The organism is Candidatus Didemnitutus sp., assembly GCA_019634575.1.
GTDB lineage: Bacteria > Verrucomicrobiota > Verrucomicrobiia > Opitutales > Opitutaceae > Didemnitutus.
Genome location: JAHCAY010000001.1, coordinates 1,611,170 through 1,630,969, shown reverse-complemented (window position 1 = coordinate 1,630,969; position 19,800 = coordinate 1,611,170). Strand labels below are relative to the sequence as shown.

Annotated in this window: 9 protein-coding genes; 1 reads left to right on the top strand and 8 read right to left on the bottom strand. The window is 67.4% G+C overall.

Features of this window, described 5'->3' with window-relative positions; all coding sequences use genetic code 11:
- Positions 1-2: 2 nt before the first annotated feature.
- Positions 3-3,965, bottom strand: coding sequence for a glycosyltransferase (locus KF715_06875; GenBank protein ID MBX3736390.1), 3,963 nt, complete (start codon positions 3,963-3,965; stop codon positions 3-5).
- Positions 3,966-4,128: 163 nt separating this feature from the next.
- Here KF715_06875 and KF715_06870 point away from each other — a divergent pair, with 163 nt between their 5' ends.
- Positions 4,129-6,225 carry a hypothetical protein gene (locus KF715_06870; GenBank protein ID MBX3736389.1) on the top strand — a complete coding sequence of 699 codons (2,097 nt, stop codon included), beginning with the start codon at positions 4,129-4,131 and terminating at the stop codon, positions 6,223-6,225.
- A gap of 27 nt (positions 6,226-6,252) precedes the next feature.
- Here the strand turns inward: KF715_06870 and KF715_06865 are convergent, their stop codons facing one another.
- The 7 genes from KF715_06865 to KF715_06835 all read right to left on the bottom strand — a co-directional run bounded on the left by KF715_06865 (position 6,253) and on the right by KF715_06835 (position 19,794).
- Complete coding sequence (locus KF715_06865; protein ID MBX3736388.1) at positions 6,253-8,361, bottom strand: hypothetical protein; 2,109 nt, start codon at positions 8,359-8,361, stop codon at positions 6,253-6,255.
- 9 nt (positions 8,362-8,370) lie between these two features.
- Positions 8,371-9,273, bottom strand: coding sequence for an NAD-dependent epimerase/dehydratase family protein (locus KF715_06860; protein ID MBX3736387.1), 903 nt, complete (start codon positions 9,271-9,273; stop codon positions 8,371-8,373).
- A complete protein-coding gene (locus KF715_06855) occupies positions 9,270-11,195 on the bottom strand; it encodes a glycosyltransferase family 4 protein (GenBank protein MBX3736386.1) in 1,926 nt (641 codons plus the stop codon). Before KF715_06855 ends, KF715_06860 begins: the two co-directional genes overlap by 4 nt.
- Positions 11,192-11,653, bottom strand: coding sequence for a hypothetical protein (locus tag KF715_06850; protein ID MBX3736385.1), 462 nt, complete (start codon positions 11,651-11,653; stop codon positions 11,192-11,194). The genes KF715_06855 and KF715_06850 overlap by 4 nt, the downstream gene beginning before the upstream one ends.
- Positions 11,654-11,750: 97 nt before the next feature.
- The gene (locus KF715_06845; GenBank protein ID MBX3736384.1) at positions 11,751-18,068 is read right to left on the bottom strand and encodes an immunoglobulin domain-containing protein; all 6,318 of its coding nucleotides are present in this window, start codon (positions 18,066-18,068) and stop codon (positions 11,751-11,753) included.
- A gap of 420 nt (positions 18,069-18,488) precedes the next feature.
- Positions 18,489-19,208: a transaldolase gene (locus KF715_06840; protein ID MBX3736383.1), complete on the bottom strand. Its 720-nt coding sequence runs from the start codon at positions 19,206-19,208 to the stop codon at positions 18,489-18,491.
- A gap of 19 nt (positions 19,209-19,227) precedes the next feature.
- Complete coding sequence (locus tag KF715_06835) at positions 19,228-19,794, bottom strand: HAD-IIIA family hydrolase (GenBank protein ID MBX3736382.1); 567 nt, start codon at positions 19,792-19,794, stop codon at positions 19,228-19,230.
- Positions 19,795-19,800 lie beyond the last annotated feature (6 nt).

Here is a 19,800-nt window from a genome sequence, read left to right as displayed (position 1 = left end):
AATCAGCCGAGCCAGGCTTCGCGAATCACCTCGAGGTGGCGCGGCAGGGCGCGGGCGTGATGGTAGTGGCGGGCGGCGCGGGCGCGGGCCATGGAGATCATCTTGTTGTTGCCGGCGAAGTGGTCGGCGAGCGCGGCTTTGAGCGCGGCGGCGAGCTTGAAGGGGTCGCCCGCGGGCACGAGGTAGGCTTCGTCGGTGTTGGTCAGCATCTCGGCGATGCCATTGACGTCGGTGCTGACGATGCGGGTGCCGAAGACCATCGCTTCGAGGATAACGCGCGGGAACGACTCCTCGAAGCTCGTGCAGACGAGCAGATCGGAGAGGTGATAGAAATCGTAGATGTCGGGCGTCTCGCGGAAGATTTTCACTTCCTGCAGGCCCATGAGTTGAATGTCCTCCTGCAACGCCTCCATGTAGAGGCCATCGCGTGCGCCGACCATCACCCACTGGATTTTTCGGCCGGGGAAGAGCGTCGCGAGTTCCTTGCGGAGGAGATCGATGCCGCGGATGTAGATGTGCTGGCCCTTGCGTTCGCAGACGGAGCCGATGTTGGTGACGATGACGGCGTCGGGGTCGAGCCCGTGTTTGCGACGCAGCGCGGCGCGGTCGTGCGTGGCGGCGAAGCGGTCGATACGGTCGAAGTCGACCCAACTGGCGAGCGTGCGGAAGTTGTCCTCGTTGTTCAGCGCCTCGTGGATGTCGTGCGTCGAGCGCGCGGTGAAGACGACGCGGTGAGCCCGACGGAACGAGTCCTCGACCACGTCCGGCAACGCGGTGGCGTGCGGCGAGGAGAAGAAGCGTTTCACGGTGTTGCTCTCGTGGATGTAGAACGCGCTGGGTTTGCCGAGACGATGCGCGAGTTGGATCGCCCAGTAGGTGAGCATCGTGTTGGCGATGATGACATCGTCGCCGGTGCAGGAATGCGCCTGCGCGAAGGCCGCGAGCGCGCGCTGGAAATCGTCGGGCGTCTTCGCGGCGCCGAACGCGGTGGTGTCCCAGACCTCGACCGGCAGGCCGGCGGATTCGAAGCGCGTGCGCAGCGGGCCGTCCTCAGGCGAAACGACGCGGACCGTCACGCCCGGTTGCTCGGCGAGGAAGCGGGCGAGTTCGAAGATGAAGATCGGCGCGCCTTCGAACTTGAGGTTGTGCGTGACGACAAGCGCGCGGAACGGGCGCGCGGTTTGCGCGTAGCGCTGGTGGTAGGGATTGAGCGGCAGGTTGCGCGGTGGGAAGTCGAGCGACTGGCTGTGATAGGGATCGCGGGCGGCGCCGTGGCGGGCGATGTAGGCGAGGTGCTCGCGTTCGGCGTAGGTGTTGCCGCGCGACGCGCTGCCGATGTGGCGGAGGACGGCTTGCGGCGTGACGACCGTGCGGTGACCGGCGACGCCGGCGCGGAGACAGAAATCGACGTCGTTGTAGGCGACTTGGAGTTGTTCCTCGTCGAAGCCGTGCAACTCGCGGTAGAGCGACGTGCGCGTGAGCAGGCAGGCACCGGTGACGGCGGCGACGTTGCGCGCGGCGTGCGGCAGGAAGAGATAGCCGAGGTCGTCGACCGGCTCGCGCTCGAAGAGCACGTGCGGCAGGCCGTCCTCGCGGCTGAGCGAAATGCCCGCGTGGTTGAGCGTGCCGTCGGGATACACGAGCGTGGCACCCACGACGCCGACGCCGGGGACGGACATCCAGCCGACCATGTCCTCGAGCCAGCCGGGCGTGAGCGCTTCGACGTCGTTGTTGAGGTGCAGCACGAGCGGCGTGTCCGCGCGCGCGGTGCCGAGGTTGACGAGGCGCGAGTAGTTGAAGACGCCGCCGTTGGCGGGCGCGCGCAGCACTTCGACGCGGAGGTCGGGACGCGCGGGCAGCGCGGCGAGGTAGTCGAGCGCGGCCGGTTCGTCGGAACAGTCGTCGACGACGATGACCTTCACGTGGTCGCGCGGCGTGGTGCGCGCGAGGGAGTCGAGGCACTTGGCGAGCAGGTCGGGCCGGTTCTTCGACGGGATGACGATGGTCACCGGATTCTCGGCGAGGAGCGCGGTGTCCCATTTCAACTGGTGGAGGCAGAGCGCGTAGTTTTGCGCGAACTCGGGGAGCACCGGCTCGGCGCGGAGCTGGCGCCGCGCGACGGCCTCGGCGATGCCGTTGCGCGCGGCGGCGAAGAGGTAGCCCTTTTGGTCGCCGCGGCTCGCGGTGCTCTCGGCGTGCGCGCGCCAATGGTAGCCGATGAACGGCACGTGCACGACGTCGCGGTCGGCGATGAGCTCCCAGCAACGGAGGAAGAGATCGATGTCCTGCGCGCCGTTGAACTCGGGGCGGAGTCGGCCGGCGCGTTCGACGATGTCGCGGTGGATGACCGTGAGGTGGTGCGTGTAGTTGTGCGTGATCGCCATCTCGGGCGACCAGCCGCCCTTGAACTGCGGATCGAAGCGGCGGCCGGTGTCGTCGATTTTGTCCTCGTCGGTGTAGAGGTAGCCGACGGTGGGGTGACGGGAGATGGCTTGCGCGACGTGGAGCAGCGCGTCGTGCGGCAGGACGTCGTCGTGATCGAGGAGCGCGATGAATTCGCCGGTGGCGACGTCGAGGGCGGAATTGGTGGCGCGCGCGATGTGGCCGTTTTCCGCGCGGAAGACCGGTTTGATGCGCGCGTCGGTTTTGGCGGCTTCCTCGAGGATGCGGCGGACGTGCGGCTTCGGCGAGGCGTCGTCGGCGATGCAGAGTTCCCAGCGCGGGTAGATCTGCTGCCGGAGGCAATCGAGGAGTTCGCGGAGATATTTTTCCGGTGTGTTGTAGGCGGGGACGACGACGCTGATCAGCGGGCCGCCGGCTTTCACGAGCGCGTCGGCATCCTGTTGGAGCACGGCGCGGAGGCGCGGGGTGAGGCGGTTGTGCCAGCACCAGCGCGCGTAGGGATCCTGGTCGCGACGGCGGGCGACGACGGCGGGGACTTTGCGCGGTTCGCCGCGGCCGAGGCTGGAAGAGAGGTGCGCTTTGAGGCGCGCGATCTCGGCGCGCGCCTCGGGCCAGCTGTCGAACTGGAAACGGCCGAGCGCACGGGCGCGCAGGAGCGCGGCGACGACTTGGGCGAAGAGAAACGGGCGGTAAATCTGCACCGGGCCCGAATGTTCGTCGCGGCGGTCGAGATACATGCGGCGGGCGAAGGCGAGCGGGCGCGTGCCGTCGCCGGTCTCGGCGAAGATTTTCAGGTTGGCTGGACTGGGCGTGTCGGCGCGGATGTCGACGAGGCCGTAGTAGCCGGACTTGAGCGCGTTGGCGTGGTCGGTGCGGTGCGCGGCGACGTCGGGGCGGTCCTTCGGAAACACGAGACGATTTTCCGTGAGGACGCCGGTGGTGGCGCTGAGTTGGGAGATGTGGCGACCGACGCCGAAGATCCAACCGGTGACGCGGAATTTGCCGTAGCCGGCGTTGATCCAATAGCCGGGATTTTCGATGTGGCCGACGAAGCGGTCGCCGATGACGACGTCGGTCGTGGGGATGAGGACTTCGCGGAGGACGGCTTCCGTCTCGTCGCGAATGGTGCGCCAGCCCGCTTGGTGGAAGTGGCGGTAGAGGTAGTGGAGCGTCTGGTAGACGATGGCCGCGCGGAGGAGCTTGGGCGGTTTCGTGGCTGACGCGGGCAGCGCGGAGGTGTCGAGCGCGGTGCGGAAGAATTCCCGCCACGCGGTGCCGTCGTGGTAATCGAGCGCGAGTTCGCGTGCGCCGCGCCAGACGACCACGCGTTGGATGAAGCCGGTGCGGAGCGCGGCGACGCTGTCGCCGAAGACCTGTTGCGTGTCGGGCCGCTCGAGGCCGTAGAGGCCGAGGTAAGGACGCCGGTCGACGCGCGCGCGGATGTCGAGGCAGGCGCCGTTTTCGCCGGGATAGAGCCAGCCGACGATTTCCAATCCCACGACTTCGGGCCGCCACGAGCCGGGGCTGTCGATATGGAATCTGGGAGCGGCGGAATCAGGCATGAATGGTCGGAAAATTAAGCGGGCGACGGGGGAGCCGAGTAAAGCCTGTTCCGGCGAGGACGAGACGGGCCAGGCGGTGGGGGAGCGCTTTCCGGGCGGGCGGAAATTCGTTTGGCAAGGCAGAGCGCATGGGGTTGGTTACGGGCAGTTGTCACCCCGCCCGTTGCCCTACGCGTCTGTGCCGAGCCGCGTCGAAACTTGGTTTTCGATCGGCCTTTTCGTGCTGGCGCTGGCGTTTCACGCGTGGGGCATGACGGTGGGGTGGGAGAGCAAGAGTCTCCCGGGGGTCGAATATCGGCAGGCGCAGACGGCGATCTCGGCTTACTGGATCAAGCAGGAGAACAATTTCTCGCTCGCGTATCCGACGCCCGTGCTGGGCAAGCCGTGGTCGGTGCCGATGGAGTTTCCGCTCTACCAGTGGTGCGCGGTGTGGACGGGCCGGGCGACCGGTTGGGGGCTGACGAAGGCCGGACGGGCGGTGAGTATCGCGTGTTTCTACCTCACGCTGCCCGCGCTCTTCCTGCTGCTCGGTCGATGGGGCGTGGCGCCGGGGCGGCGCTGGCCGGTGCTGGCGCTGTTCGTGAGTTGTCCGTTCTATGTTTTTTATGCGCGGGCATTCCTGATCGAGACGATGGCGCTGATGTTTGCGATGTGGTTCTGGGTGGCGTTCGAGCGCGCGGTGCGGACTCGGCGGGTGTCGTGGCTAGTCGCGGCGGCGTTGGCGGGCACCGGCGCGGGGCTGGTGAAGGTGACAACTTTTCTCGTGTTCCTGCTGCCCGCGGGCGCGTGGGCGCTGGTGCGGCTGTGGCGGGCGCGCCGGGGCGGCGCGTGGCGGGCCGATGGGCGCTGGATGGTCGCGGCGCTGGGGCCGGCGTTCGTCGCGACGACTTGGTGGGTGTGGCAGGCGGATGCGATCAAGGCGCTGAATGGCATGGCGGATTTTCTGAACGCGGTGCACATGCGAACCTTCAATTTCGGCAACGACGAATTGCGGCTGTCGCCGGCGCTGTGGGCGATGAAATGGCGCATCGTGCGCGACGAGCTGACGTGGCTGCCTGTCGTCGCGGCGTGCCTGCCGGTGCTGCTGCTGGCCGGACGGCATCGGCTGCGTGCGGCGGCGCATTGCGCGACGGTGTTCGGGGCGGCGTTGGTGGTGTTCCCGGTGCTCTACGCCTACCACGATTATTATTACGTCGCGAATGCGGTGTTTCTGCTGCTGGCGATCGGGTTCGTCGTCGTCGGAGTCGTCGAGACGCCGCGCTGGCGCTGGCTCGGGCTCGGATTGGCGGCCGTGCTCGTGGCGGCGCAGGCGTGCTATTACCTCGAACACTATTTCCCGACCCAGGCGGGCGTCACGCGCGGCGGCAACAGTCTCACGGCGGCGCTGCGCCGGCTGACGGGACCGAACGAGGTGCTCGTGATCGAGGGACAGGACTGGAACGCGATGACGCCCTACTATGCGCAGCGGCGGGCGCTGATGCTGCGCGGCGACAGCGAGGACGATCCGGCTCGCGTGGCGCGGGCGCTGGAGGCGCTGCGCGACGAAACGCTCGGCGCGCTGTTGATCACGGGCAAATCCTGGACGCAGTCTCCCACGCTGGTGCGCGCGGTGCGTGCGGCCGGATTGAGCGCCCGGCCGCTGCTGGCGTGGCGCGACACAGCGATTTTTCTGCGGCCGGAGAACGAGGCCGCGGCCATCCGTGAGATGGAGGAAGGGCAGTTGCCGGAAATCGAGTGGGCGCCGGGGGTCGAAGCGGCGGCGGCGCCGCTGGCCGGGCGCTGGGTGGAAGTCGGTTCGTTGTCGGCAGTGCGCCAGGCGCAATTGTTCGCGGCGATGCATCCGATGCCGGTGCGTTTTCGGATGTCGTTCGAGCCCGCGTGCGAAGCGATCGCGAATGTCCTTTCCTTCAGCGCGCATCCGCGGACGCGGCTGGTTTTCCGACTCGATCGGGGCGAACACACGTTGCGAATGCAGGTCGTGTTCAAGCCTGCGGCTTACGGCCCGGCGGCGGGCGCGGAGGCGACGGATGGCGTGTCGATTGCGCTGCGCGCGTTGCGATCGGATGGCGGGGGCGCGGCGACGATCGGCGAGCGGCTCATGAACCCTCGCGACAACCCCGCCGAGCGCGGTCCGGTGGCGCTGGCGTGGCGATTCACGATGGAGGAGGACAGCGAGGTCGAGTTGGATTTCACCGCCGGTCCGCAAGGGCGCGACACGCGCGACTGGATCTGGATTCGCGGATCGCTGGTGTTCGATTGAGCCCGGAGCGGAGTCGCGGGCGGCGCGTCAGCGAATGTCGATCTGCGCCCAATATGCCTGGTCGTAGGAGAGGTTGCCTGCCGGGCCGGGAGCGATGCTGAAGACCAGTTCGCCGCTCAAGGAAACGGGACTGACGAAGTTGACCTCTTGGGCGCCGCGGTCGGACGGACGGGAAACGGGTATGAGTTCGCGCCGCCAGAGCGAGCGGCGCAGGCCGTCGGGTTGCAGTTCGAAGATTTCCGCGACGACGCCGTCGGTCGCTTCCGGCGGTGGCTTCGCGTAGGCGGACGGGGCGAGTCCGACCAGCGCGGCGATGCGCGTGGCGCCGGGCGGGGGGTGGAAGAAAATTTCCGACGGGGCGTGGGCGAGGATGACGCGGCGGCCCTCGATCTCGCCGGGGGAGACGCCGAAGCGGCTGCTGGCGCGATGCGGCGCGGGCGACGACATCGGAAACTCTTCGGCGCGGAGTTCCTGCTCCTTGGCGTCGGGGATGAGCGCCGCGGGCGCGGTCGCGACGAGCACGCGGGCCGATTCGAAGTGACGGCCACGCAGGCGGGCGAGGGCGGGGGCGACGGCTTCCGTGGGCAGGTAGAGGTCCGCGGTATCGCTCGAGGCGAATGGCTGTGGCGCGAGCCCGAAGCGCGCGGTGCGGGCGCGGATGAGCTCGCGGTTTTTTCGGACCGGATCGCCGACGAGGATCATCGCGGCGATTTGGCGTGGGGGAAGTTTGGCGACGACATCCTCGAGCACCTGTGGCTCGTCGTCACGGCCGCCGGCGACCATCAGGGCGCGACGTTGGGCGTAGTAGGGCAGGAGGGGATTCCAGTCGTCGCCGGAGATGAGGAGCACGCCGTCGGCGGGGGTGGTTTCGCGGGCGATGGTGGCGAGATCGGGCGGCGGCGGTGCGGCTTTCCAGTAGTAATAGTGGTAGCCGCGGTCGAAGGCGTAGTATTGCAGCGCGAGAATGGTCGCGAGCGCGGTCCAGCGCGCGGCGGCGGGGAGGCGCGGGTGATCCCACGCGGAGGCGAGCGCGATGCCCGCGGCGCCGACGAGCAGCAGGGCGTTGGCGGCGTAGTAGTAGTCGTGGACGTGGTAGAGATTGGCGAAGACGAGCGGACCGGAGAGGAAGCCGAGCACGGCGACCAGCGCGGTCCAGCGCGCGCGGGCGGTGGCGAGCGCGGCGCAGACCAGTGCGATGGCTAGCGCGCCTTCACTGAGGACATTGCGCGTGATGTTCTCCGCGAGGTGCTGCCAGAACGACGGCTCGGCGCGAAGGGCGAGCGGGCCGTAGTTCCAGCGGGTCAATTCGGTCGAGGCGAGAAAACCGGTGTAGGGATTCGAGTGCTTGATCGCGTCGCCGTGCGCGACCCACGCGACGGTGACGGCGAGCGCGATCGCGACCGGCAGGCCGGCACGCAACGCCGGGACGCCGAGCCGTCGCCACGCGGGGCCGTCGTCGGTGCAATAGGCGCGCCAAAGCGTGACGAGCAGGAGCGCGGCTCCGGGCACGGCGTAGACGACGAAGGTCGTGACCTTCGTGAGCGCGGCGAGCAGAGCGAGAGACGTTGCGGCGATGAGCCAGCCGAGGCCGCGGGTTTCGAGCGCGCGGCGAAGTGCGCAGAGAAACCAGACGGCGAAGCAGAGCGCCGTCGTCTCGATCATGAACGTGCGCGGGTAGAAAAGATAGATCGGCGAGCTGACGACGATGGTGAGCGCGAGCAAGCGGCGCGACGGGGCGAGTCCGGCGATTCCCAGCAGGTCGTAGAGCGCGGGAATCGTCGCGAGGAAGAAGAGCACGGCGGCCAGCCGTCCCGCTTGCTCGAGTGGCAGGCCGCTGTGCTGCGCGAGCGTCGCGACAATCGCCTGATACGTCGGAAACTCCATCGGCACCGACCACGGCGGTCCGAAGAGCGGCGTGAGGTAATCGAGGTGAAATCCGTCGCGTTGCATCCAGAAGGTGCTGAGGGCCGTCTGAAGTTGGCGAAATTCGTAGCGGTCGAGGATCGAGGCGTCCCAACGCTCCGTGAGCATCCACAGCGCGCCGAGCAGCACGGCGAGGAAAACCCAGAGCAGGTTCCAGTCGCCGGGGCGCGACGCGCCGCGCGGGGCGGCGGGAGAGCGGGCGTTGTCGTCCATGGTGGAGGATCAGTGCGTGGCGTAGCCCGCGGCGGCGCGGCGGATGCCTTCCGCGAGCGGGACCTGCGGTCGCCAGCCGGTGGCGGCGACGAGCTTCGTGTTGTCGAGCCGGCTGTCATGGACATCCCAACGCGGCGCCGGCTGCGGCACGAGGGCGATCGGGCGGCCGACCTCGTTTTCCACGAGACCGATGACTTCGCGGACGGAATGCGATTCGCCGGCGCAGAGGTTGAACGTGCCGGTGAGACCGCGGGCGAGCACGTGTTCGAGCGCGGCGAGAAAATCGGTGTAGTAGAGAAAGTCCTTCTGCGCTGAGCCGTCGCCCCACAGCGCGAGCGGCTGGCCGGTGACGCTGCAGCGCAGCGCGTGGGGGATCAGGCCCTGGGCGCGGTTGGACGGCACGGGATAGCCGTAGGGATTCGAGATGCGCAGGATGGCGCAGCGCAAGCCGTCGCGTTGCGCGCGCTCGGCGATGAGTTGTTCGGCGGCGAGCTTGGCGCGGCCGTAGGCGCCGACCGGGCGGCAGGCGTCGTCCTCGCGATTCGGGCGGCCGGGCGCGTCGCCGTAGACGGCGCCGCCGGTGGAGAAGAAAACGAAGTGCACGCGCCGGCCGGGCGGCGTCGCGGCGAGAGCGGCGAGCAGTTGTTCCAGGAACGGCAGGTCATGCCGCGCCTCGCTGCCCGGGGATTGTTCCGAAGTCGCCGGCAGCGTGCTCCAGGCGAGATGAAAGATCGCGTCGGCGCCGGCGAGCGTGGCCGGATCGAGGAGCCGCTCGAGCGACTGAAAGCCCGGTGACTCGTTGCGCGAAAAAAGCGCGACGGCGTGCGCCGGCGCGCGGAAATGGTCGGCGACGAGCGAGGCGAGGCGGCCTCGACCCCCGGTGACGAACACGCGCTGCGGCTGGACGGTCATGCGCCGGACGTTGCCAGCGAGGCGTAGAACTTGGCAAGCGCCTCCGCGCTGCGGGTCCAGCTGAAGTGTTCCGCGGCGAAGTGCGCGGCGCCCGTGGCGAGGCGCGCAGCGAGCGTGGGATCGGCGCGGAGTTCGCGCACGGCGCCGGCGATGCCGGCGGCATCGGCACGTTCGAGCACGAAGGCGTCGACGCCGTGGCGGACGAGGGAACCGAGGTTGGTGCGGGGCAGAATCACCGGGCGGCCGAGTGCGAAAAACTCTGGGAGCTTCGAGGGGAAGCGGTAGTCGTTGAAGGCGTCGGGCGAGCCGGGTTGCACGAAGAAATCGGCCAGCGCCATCAGCGGCGCGAGGTGACGGTGGTGGAGGATCTGGCCGAGCTCTAGCACATGTCGGCGCGCGCGCTCGGCGTCGGCGCCGAGAAAGTCCACGGTGTCGAGGCCGGTGCGAATGAGCGTCGCCGGCGCGCCGCTTTCGTTCAGCTCGGTAACGGCCGCGTAGAGCTCGCGCATCTCGGCGGCATTGGCGGCGTGCACGTTGCCGTGATAAAAGAGGACGGTGGCGTCGGGCGGGAGCTGGAGCGCGCGCCGGAATTCTTCGGGTCGCGGGCGCGGAAAGAAATAGCGCGCGTCGGCGGCCGGCCAGAGCGTGTGGCAAGGCGCGCCGAGCGGAACGAATGCGCGGAGTTTCTCGGCGATAACGGTGACGCCGTCGGCGTGGGCGAGGAATTCGCGGCTGCGGTGCGGGTGGGAGAGATCGGCCGGAACGAGGCGGTCGAGTTCGGCGTCGTCGAGCGCCCGCACTTCGGCGAAATCGCGGCCGAGCGTGTGCGCGAGGATTTGCTGCTCGTTGTCCTCGAGGTGCACGACGAGGCGCGCGGGTTGAGCGGCGAGGGTGGCGAGGGTGGCGCGACGCACGAGTTCGCGCGTCGTCCACGCGTGCACGACGTCGGCCGGGCGGCCGTCGGCGAAGCGATGCGCGGGCGCTTCCGCATGCGTGAGCGCGGTGAATGCGGGCGTGGCGTGGTGCGCGAGCGTCGCGACGTCGTGGGCGACGGCGATGGCGCAGCGGTGGCCGGCCGCGGCGAGTTCGTTGGCGAGGCTCGCGGCGTGGATTGCGTTGTTGGACGCGAAGCTGCCGGGCAGGAGGAAAAGAAGGTTCAGCGCGTGCGGCGACGGCGCGACGGGCGGGCGTGGGCGCGGCGGCGCGTAGCCGGGGAGCGGCACGCGCGCGGCGGTGAGATCCAGATCGGCGGCGTGGTTTTCGTCGGTGGCGACGCTGAAGCTGACGGTGGTGGAGGCGACGACGGTGCGGCCGTCGGCGAGCCGTGCGCGCACGCGAACGGGGCCGTGACCGGCGACGAGAAAATCGTCGGTGACGAAGCCCGCGTGGGCGGCATGAGGCGCGTCGGGAAACAGCTGCGGGACGTCGGTGCGTGGTTGGTTGATCGCGCAATCGATCTCGCGGTGGCCGTAGCGCAGTTTCACTTCGACAACTGGGCTTTGGCGGTCGAGCGCCCAGCCGGCGACTTTCACGCGGTCGCGCAGCGTGCCGGACGAGATCGGCGTGTCGATGACGGCGGCGAAGGGCGGAGAGTCGGCGGCGAGAGTGAGTTGTTTGAAGAGATGCCATGTGCCGTCGCCGGCGCGCGCTTCGAAGACAGCGATGTGCGTGCCGGCCGGCACCGCACCAGCGAAGGTGAATCCGCTGTGGGCAGCGGCAGGTTCGCCGGGGAGAAGTTGCGCGACGTCGGGACGCGGCAGGCCGCCGCTGGTAGCGAGGGTAAACTCGCCGAAGCGCATCCGGATCTCGGGAGCGGGGTCGACACCGGAGAAGATGCACCAGCCGGAGCCGGCGAGATGGCCGCCGGGGGCGCGCAGCGGGCGCGGCGATTCGACTTCGCCGAGCGGTCGCGGGGCACTCATGACGAGCCGAAGAGGGCGCGGAGCCATGCGGTCCAGCGCCAGGAGCGCGAGGACGTCACGGCGGCGAGGCGGGCGGCGGTCGCGGCGTGGTTTGATCGCTCGCCGGCGAGTTCGGCGCGCAGGCGAGCGATCTCCGCCTCAAGCCGGGCGATGGCAGCGGCGCGCTCGTCGAGGGTGGCGATTTGCTCGGCGAGGGTGCGAGCGGCGTCGGCCAATCGTGCGTCGAGGGCGGCGGCGCGGGCTTGTGCGTCGGCGAGGACGCGGGCGGCGTGGGCGGCTTCGTCGATCTTGGTGTCGGCGAGTTGTTGGGCGGCGCGGAGGAGTGACTCGGACTCGGCCAATTGAGGTGCAAGCGAGTCGCGGGCGTCCTCGAGTTCCATGATGCGGACCTGCGCGAGGATGAGCTGCTGGCGCAGCGTAGTGAGCAGCTCCGATTGCTCCGAAGAGGCGGGCGTCATGGTCGCGGCGACTCAACGCGTGCCCGGTGGCGAAGTGAAGCCAATTGTCGGGCGCGGGCGGGGGACAAAGTTGCGTGAAACGGCGAGGTGGGGCGCACTACCAAGCGGCATCCACCCGCACGCGGAAAAACGCGCAGGGCTGAGTGGTGGGGCAAGTGACGGTCCAGGTTTCGGTCGTTCCGTCTGAGGAGACTTGGGCGTCGCGCGGGGTCCAATGGACCATGTCGGTCGAGACCTCCACGACGACCGTCACGTCGGTCACGCTGACGGGTTTGGTGAAGCGGTAGACCCACTCCGTTTCCGTTTTGCTCACTGTGGGCAGGGCAGGCAAGGCGGCGGTGCCGGCGGGCAAGCCGAGCGCGTAGCGGAGCAGATTGGTCAATCCATCGCGCGCCGGGGCGATATTCGGCCCGGCGACGGCGGCGTCATTGGTGCCGAAGGTCGCGAGTTGCCACGATGCGAACGAGGAAAGTGAGGCGAATGATCGCGTGATCGGTGCGGCCGCGGCCCAGATTTCGTTGCCGTTCTGGGTCGCTTGGATCGTGACCGTGCCGATGCCGGTCAGGTGCAGTTGAGAGCCGTCCCAACTGGCGGGACCGGAGGTGAGGGCGAGAGTGACCGGCAAACCGGAATCGGAGGAAGCGCTGAGGCTGACGGGGTCGAGGGTGAAATGAAGATCGACGGGCGGTGCGAAGGTCAGTGTCTGCGCGAGTTTCAGGGTGGCTGCGGCGCTGGTGACGGAGTTGGCGCCGTTTCCGACCACGACGTCGTAGGCACCGGCATCACCGGTGCCGACTTGGCTGAGCGTGAGCGTGGCGCTTTGGGCGCCGGAGAGCGGAACCTGGTTTCTTCGCCATTGATAGGTGAGCGTGGCGGCGCTGGTGGCGCTGACCGAGAAGGTGGCGGACTGGCCGGGTGCGACGATCACGGATTGCGGCGAGGAGGAGATGCTGGGAACGTCGACGAGGGCGAGCGGCCCGCCGGCGATCCGCACCGGGCTGTTGCGGCGGTCGGTGGTGCCGTCCCCGAGTTCGGCATTCAGATTCAGTCCGTTGCTCCAAAGTTCTCCGTTCGCCCGGACCATCAAGGTTTGAGCCGTGCCGATGGAGGAAACGGAGAGATTTCCGCCAGTGACTGAGACGGGCGTCGCGGGGGTGGTGGATGTGCCGTCGCCGAGCTGACTGTCGGCGTTCCGGCCCGTGGCCCAAGTCGTTCCGTCCGCCAAGCGGTAGAGGGTGATGTAGGGGCCGGCCGCGATTTGGGTGACGTTGCTGGCGAGCTGCACGGGCGTCGCCTGCGGGGGGCCGGCGACGTAGTTTTGAATCACAGTGCGGGGAACGTTCGGTCCGAGCTCGCCGGAAAAATTGTGCCCCATGCCCCAGAGCGAGCCGTCGGCCTTGAGGAACACGGTATGCAAATCGCCGGCGGCGACGGCGGTGACGTTGGTGGCGATTTGTCGGAGTGAAACCGCTCCCACGGTGTCGCCTGTGCCTAGTTGCCCGGACTGATTGTCGCCGCAGGCCCAGAGCGTGCCGTCCAGTTTGACGATGAACGTCGATTTGCCGGCAGCGAGGACACTGCGGACTCCGGAGGCGAGCGAGACCGGATTGGATGGGGTGCTCGTGTTGCCCGTGCCGAGCTGGCCGCGATCGTTGCGGCCGAAGGCCCACGCGGTGCCGTCGGTCTTGAGGTAGACGAGGTGAGTGCTGGCGGCGGAGACGAATTCGACGCCGGTGTCGATGGCGTGGCGCTGGAGATAAACGGAGGTCGAGCCTGAACCGGTGTCGGTCGGGAAGCCGCGACCGATCCAGCCGAGCGAATGATCAGTGCCCACGATGGCGGTGTAGCCATCGCCGGCAGCGGCCTGGAGGACTTCGGTCGCCAGCCGAACGGGCCAGGGGTAGAGGGACGAGACGAAGGACGGAGACAGCACGTTGTAATTGTTGCTGCCCATGCCCCACAGGGTGTGATCGTAGCGAACGAAGACACTGTGGGCGCTTCCGGCGGAGGCGGAGGTAACGCCATAAGCGGGAGCGGCGGTGAAATTCAGCGGCGCGGAAGTGACGCTGCCCGCTGGGTTGGTGGCGGTGAGAGTGTAGGCCCCTGAGTCGGCACTCGTGAGTCCGACCAAGTTCAGGGTCGGCTGCGTGGCACCGGGGATTTCGACGCCGTCGCGCTTCCATTGGAAAGTCGTCGGTGCGAGGCTTCCGACAGAGGCGGAGAGTTGCGCGTTGCCGCCGAGGGCCGCGGAAAGGGACGATGCGAGAGTGACCGTCGGAGCCGTGATAATCCGCACGTCTCCGGAGCCGCTCTGCTGGGTGCCGACGCGATTGGAGACATAGCAGGAGAACCGGTATTTCTCGGTCGCGGACGATACTCCGGTGATGGTGAGGGCATTCGTTGAAGTGCCGGAGTAAGTGGCGTTGTCGCTGAGTGTCTCGACGGAGTCGGCGATGGTGGAATCGCGCCTTTCCCAGCGATACGTCAACTCGCCGCTGCCTGAAGCGATCACGGTGAAGGTGACGGTTCCGCCGTTCGCGGCGTATTGCCGGGTGGGGGAGCTGGAAATTGCCGGGGGCGAATCGTTGGTCGCGACGCGCAGGGCGATGCTGAACTGGTCGCCGGCTGCCGCCGCCCAGGTCTCGGACAACCAAGTCGGCACGTTCGATTCGTGTGCGGCGTTGGAGCCCCAGGCGACTAGGCGTCCGGTCGAGTCGAGAGCGAGATTGTGGCCGTTGCCGGCAGCCACGGCGATGATCGGCGCGGAGATGCTCGGCACGTTGCCCTGGCCCGAGGCGGTATCGCCGGTCGTTGCGATCGTTCCGTCCGCCCGCAGGAAAATAGAATGGTGCCCGCTCGCGGCCAGCGCTTTCACCGCGGGAGAGGCCGGCGGTGGTGTCAGCGTGCGGAGGGCGGAGTCGGTGGTCGTGTCGCCCCAGGCGATGATCGAGCCGTTGGCGCGGAGGGCGAGCGCGTGGTCGGACCCCGCGGCGATTGCTATCACATCGGTCACTCCAGCCAGAGCCGCGATCTGATTGGGATAGGTGAGGCCCCAGGTCGCTATGGTGCCGTCCGACTGCAAGGCGAGGGACTGGTCGCCGCCGGCGGCGACCGCGACCACTGGTTTCAATCCGGCAGGCACAGCACACTGGCTGTGCGAGTTGTCGCCCCAAGCAACCACGACTCCGTCCTGACGAAGGGCGAGAGTGTGGCTTTGGCCGGCTGCGACGGCAACGATGCCGGAGAGATCGCCGGGGACGGTCGATTCGCCGTGCACGTTCGATCCCCACGCGATCACGGTGCCATCCTGCCGCAAAGCGACCGCATGGGATCCGGCGGCTGCGACGCTCGTGGCATCGTTGACGCCGGGCGGCACAGTGGTGGCGCCTGAGGTCGCGGAGCCCCACGCGTGAAGCTGCGCGGCCAGCGGGGCGACGTTAACGAAGATCGGAGAACTCACCGTCGTGCCGTCGCGATCGGTAATCGACGCGAGGTAATATCCGCTGTCGAGTGCCGTGGCGTTGGCGAGCGTGAGTTGGTCGGTGGTCGCGCCGGGAATGGGCAGTCCGTTGCGAGTCCATTGGTAGGTGCGTGTGCCGCCCGTGCCGGCGGATGACACCGAGAGGGTGAGGCTGTCGCCCGGTGCGATCACATTGCGGGAGGCAGACTGATGCACGATCAATGGCGGGGTGTGCACCACGTTTTTCACCAGAGTGGCGCCGTTGTCGCCGACGAGGACGTAGGATTGGCCCGTTGCCGCGATGTCGAGCCAGCCACGCCCGTCGACATTCTCTCCCGTCCAGGTCGTGCCGTCGGATGAGGACAACAACACGTCGCCGGCACCGGCCGCGTAGAATTTTCCGTTGAGGAAGCGAATCTTATTCAACGTGCCGACTTCGAGGTCTGCCCAATGCCAAGTGCTGCCGTCCGGGGAGGTTAAAATCAGTCCTTCATCGGAATCGGCCAGGGCGATGAACAGGCCGTTGCCGAAAGCGACGGAGCGCACGGAGATCGCGGGCTGCGTCACGGTCCAAGTTGCTCCGTCGGACGAGCGCGCGATGCCGCCATTCAAACCAAAGCCGGCGACGTAGCAGTTGTTGCCGTAGACGGCGCCGATGCAACCGCTCGTCGGTGCGTTGCTGTTGCTGAAAGTGCCTGCACGCCAAGTCAGGCCGCCATCGTCGGAGTAGGCAGGCTGGCCTTCGAGAGAGATGTAGCGTCCGGGACCGGCGGCCATCGGAAGCTGAAGACCGGTGCCCGGCAGCGCAGTCCAGACGGAGGCATCGGTCGTGCTGAAGATTCGGTTGTCGACGGTTCTCACGAACAGCTTCCCGTCCACAGAGGAGAACGCGCGGTCACTGTTCGGTTTTGCGGGCAGTGAAGTCGGGATCCAGTTGGCGCCGTTGGGCGAGACAAAGAGGTCTCCGTATTCGCTCAGCGCGACCAAGGTGCCGTTCGCGGCGGTCTTTACCGCGCCCAGTTTCCTGTTGCCCAAGCTCGACAGTGCCATCGTCCAATGTTTGCCGTCGGCGCTGATCGCGATTTGGCCGGAGCGGCCGACGGCGACCGCGAGATCGGCTGAAGTCGCCACGGCCAGCCACCGGCCGGGAGGAGACGAATCCGTGTTCACCAAGTGAGAAGCTTCAGTGTATTGAAGCCCTTCTTGCCCGACGAAAATCTTCACGCCCTGAAACGAAACGATGTCGGATACGTGGCCGTTCGGCACACTTACGTCCTCGGTCCACCATGCGATCCCGTCGAGCGAGCGGGCGTGGTCAATTCCAACGAACAATTCGAAGTGATCGCTGACCCATCGCACGCTTGCGATGTCGTGGTTTCGGATCGGATTCTCGCGGGGATTCCAATGCTGGCCATCCGTAGTGGTGGCGTAGAATGCGCTGTTGCCCACCAGCCATTTGCTTTCGCCGGCCGTCGCGTAGGTGTAGTCGATCGTGCTCTGGCCCGTATCGCTTGGGGTCCAATTGAGACCATCGGCGGCCGTCGCGACGAATCCGCGCGCGCCCGCAATCACGAACCGTCCGTCGGCGTAGGCGGCCGCATTGATGTTTTCGGCGGTCATGGCGGGCTGCACTGTCCACTCGGAACCGTTGGCGGAAGTCAGGACCGTGCCGCCGTCGCCGACTGCCACGAACCGGCCGGCGCCATGGACGACGCTGCGCAAATCTGCGCTCGTCGGCGATGTCGGTCGACTCCAGTCGGAGCCGTTGGCTGAGGTCAAGATGGCACCGTGATTGCCGACCGCGACGAAGATGCCCGCGCCTACGGCAACCGCGTTCAGATCGTGTTGGGTGAGGGCGGTGAAATTCTCCCAAGAGTTGTCTGCGGACAGAATCAGGCGGCGGGCGGGAAAGCGGGTGGTGCCGACGGAATTGACGACTTCGATTCGGTAGGAACTCGCGTCGTCGCTGCCCACTGAAGGAAGGACATAAGAACGATTCGTGGCACCGGGGATGGAGGTGTCACCTTTATACCATTGGTATTGCAGCGGCACTGATCCGTAGACGTCCGCTTCCATGACGACGCGCTCGCCTGGTCGCACCACTCGAGAGGACGGTAGCCGCCGGTCGATCGGTGCGGAGGGAGCGACAGCTATCGGATTGCCGAATTTGAGGTCGGATGAGGCAGAGCTTTCACCCTGCGTGTTGCTGGCAGTAACGGTGATCGGCGCAGCGGCGGAAGCGACCGTGACACCGGTTTCCAACCACGGACCGTGCGCTTGCGCCAGGGGAGAGCCATTTTGGGCCCACGAAAATTGCAGCGGCCCCGTTCCGTCCGCGGTGGCCAGCAGGAGCACGCCCGACATCTCGGTGGGTATCGCGGGCCAGACCGCGACCGGGTAACGGCTGGCCCCCGTCAAGCGCACCGTGGGCGTCGTCGGAGCCACAGTGATCGTGGAAGGAGGAGTGTCGATCGACGTCTGCCCGTTGGTGATGCGGCAAAAATAGGTGCCGGCCTGGCTTTGCTGGACGTTCAGCAGTCGAAGGAGGTAAGAGTCGGCGCTGGGGATTGGACTGTCGTTCTTATACCATTGGTAGGTCGCAGAGCCGCCGGGCAGCGCCGCTTGCAGCGAGAAAGGGCGTCCTTCCAAGACGGTCGCCTGGCTCGGGAGGTTGCTCCCGGCGGAGGCCGAGCCGCCGATCAGGACAGGGATTGGATCCGATTCCACCGTGGATTGGCCGCCAATCACCCTGAAAGTATAGTTGCCGGCGGTCGACGGACTGAGGGTGGCGGTATATGTATTCTCCGTGCTGAGCGCGCCGGGAGCCGGCGCCCCGTTGAGATACCAGCGCACCGAGAGATTGTTCGCGCCGGCGGCCTGTAGGGTGAACACATACCCCTCCGGCGCGGTAATCGCAGCGGGGCTGGGTTGCAGGGTGATCTGTTGCGCGGACAAGGTGCTTCCAAGCGCAAATACGGCCAGCAGCGGAAGACGCGGGCGCTGACAAGCCAGGCGGATGAGGGGCAATAGAGCGGAAGACATGGGCAAATTAGCCGACGCACCCGATGGGTGAATCGACGAAACGTAAGTGCTCCCCGGATTTGCGGGAAGACTACGCCTTCCGACACAAGGCCCAACCGCAGAGCGCGGTTCATCATTGGGTGCAGCAAGGTGCCAGCAAGTGCCAACTTCGGCGCGGCGTGCGAAAAAATTGTCCCAACAGATCCGGCGCTGGGTTGCTGGCTCCCGGGTTCGTGCTGGCGGCACTCCGCGCTCGGCTATCTCTAGTCCAATCGACTTCGAATCCCAACTGAACGCGTCATCTCCGACTCGGTGCCCGAAAGATCGGGGCAAGCCCATACGGGCCCTTGATTCTTAGAGACGGTAACCGGCGCTGGCGGCGTCGTGGGCGAACATTTTCACGGTGTCGAGCGAGAGGGCAGCGAGGTCCATGCCGAGCATCTTGGCGGCTTTGGCGAGGACGTCGTGCGTGACCGTGACGATGTCGCAACCGCATTGTCCGGCTTGGACGATGTTGAGCACTTCGCGGACACTGGCCCAGAGGAGCTCCGCCTTCGGCTGGTCGGCGAGCAGCGTGCGGGCTTCGCGCATCAGGGGCATCGGGTCGACGCCGGTATCGGCGATGCGGCCGGCAAAAATGGAGACGACCGAGGGCACGGCGGGATTGAGCGCGGCGGCGACGGTGCGGACCTGGTCGAGCGTGAGGATCGCGGTGACGTTGAGTTGCACGCCGGCAGCGGAGAGTTCGCGGATGAGCGGGGCGGCGGACTCGGAGCGCGTGTTGGTGATCGGGATCTTGACGTAGACGTTGGGCGCGAGTGCGGCGAGCTTGAGGGCTTGGCGGCGCATCTCGGGGAAATCGTCAGCGAACACCTCGAGAGAGATCGGCTTGGCGGTGACGACGGTGAGGATGTCGCGGGAGAAGGCTTCGTAGTCGGTGATGCCGGCCTTCTTCATCAAGGTGGGGTTCGTAGTGAGACCCTTGATGTAGGGTTTGCCGTAGAGGTCGACGATGCCGGCCTTATCGGCGCCGTCGGCGAAGATCTTGATTGGGAGGTCGGAGAGCCCGGGCATGAGAAGCGGGAAGCAACACTCAGGGGCGCGGGTTGGCGAGGATGATTCGCGCGGCGGCGGAGAGATTAGGAGCGGTAAAGTCGGGTGCGGCGCGAAGTTCTTCCCGGTAGCCGAGGTCCAGGAAAACGGTGTGCACGCCGGCGCGGGCGCCGCAGTCGATGTCGCGCCAGCGGTCGCCGATCATCCACGAGCGCGAGAGGTCGAGTCCGAGCGCGGCGGCGGCGTCGAGCAGCATGCCGGGTTCAGGTTTGCGGCGGCGATTTTCCGGGTGCGCGATGCCTTGACCGGGTGCGATGCAGACCTCGATGCGTGCGATCTCGGGGATCAGGGCGTGCAATCGGGCGTGCATGGCCTCGACGAGCGCCGCGGGCGTGGTGCCGCGGCCGACGTCGGGCTGGTTGGTGGCGACGACGAGCACAAAGCCGGCGGCGTGGAGTGCGCGACACGCTTCGGGGACGCCGGGCAGGAGAACGAAATCGTCGAGCGTGGCCGGCGGGTAGGGCGCGCCGTCGCGCACGACGGGGGCGTTCAGCGTGCCGTCGCGATCGAGGAAAACGGCGGGGCAAAGCGCGGGAGCGGCGGCCATGCGGAC

Excerpts from the sequence above, each read along its gene's own strand:
- KF715_06875 (MBX3736390.1), bottom strand. The coding sequence starts at position 3,965 with ATGCCTGATTCCGCCGCTCCCAGATTCCATATCGACAGCCCCGGCTCG.
- KF715_06865 (MBX3736388.1), bottom strand. The coding sequence starts at position 8,361 with ATGGACGACAACGCCCGCTCTCCCGCCGCCCCGCGCGGCGCGTCGCGC.
- KF715_06860 (MBX3736387.1), bottom strand. The coding sequence starts at position 9,273 with ATGACCGTCCAGCCGCAGCGCGTGTTCGTCACCGGGGGTCGAGGCCGC.
- KF715_06855 (MBX3736386.1), bottom strand. The coding sequence starts at position 11,195 with ATGAGTGCCCCGCGACCGCTCGGCGAAGTCGAATCGCCGCGCCCGCTG.
- KF715_06850 (MBX3736385.1), bottom strand. The coding sequence starts at position 11,653 with ATGACGCCCGCCTCTTCGGAGCAATCGGAGCTGCTCACTACGCTGCGC.
- KF715_06840 (MBX3736383.1), bottom strand. The coding sequence starts at position 19,208 with ATGCCCGGGCTCTCCGACCTCCCAATCAAGATCTTCGCCGACGGCGCC.
- KF715_06835 (MBX3736382.1), bottom strand. The coding sequence starts at position 19,794 with ATGGCCGCCGCTCCCGCGCTTTGCCCCGCCGTTTTCCTCGATCGCGAC.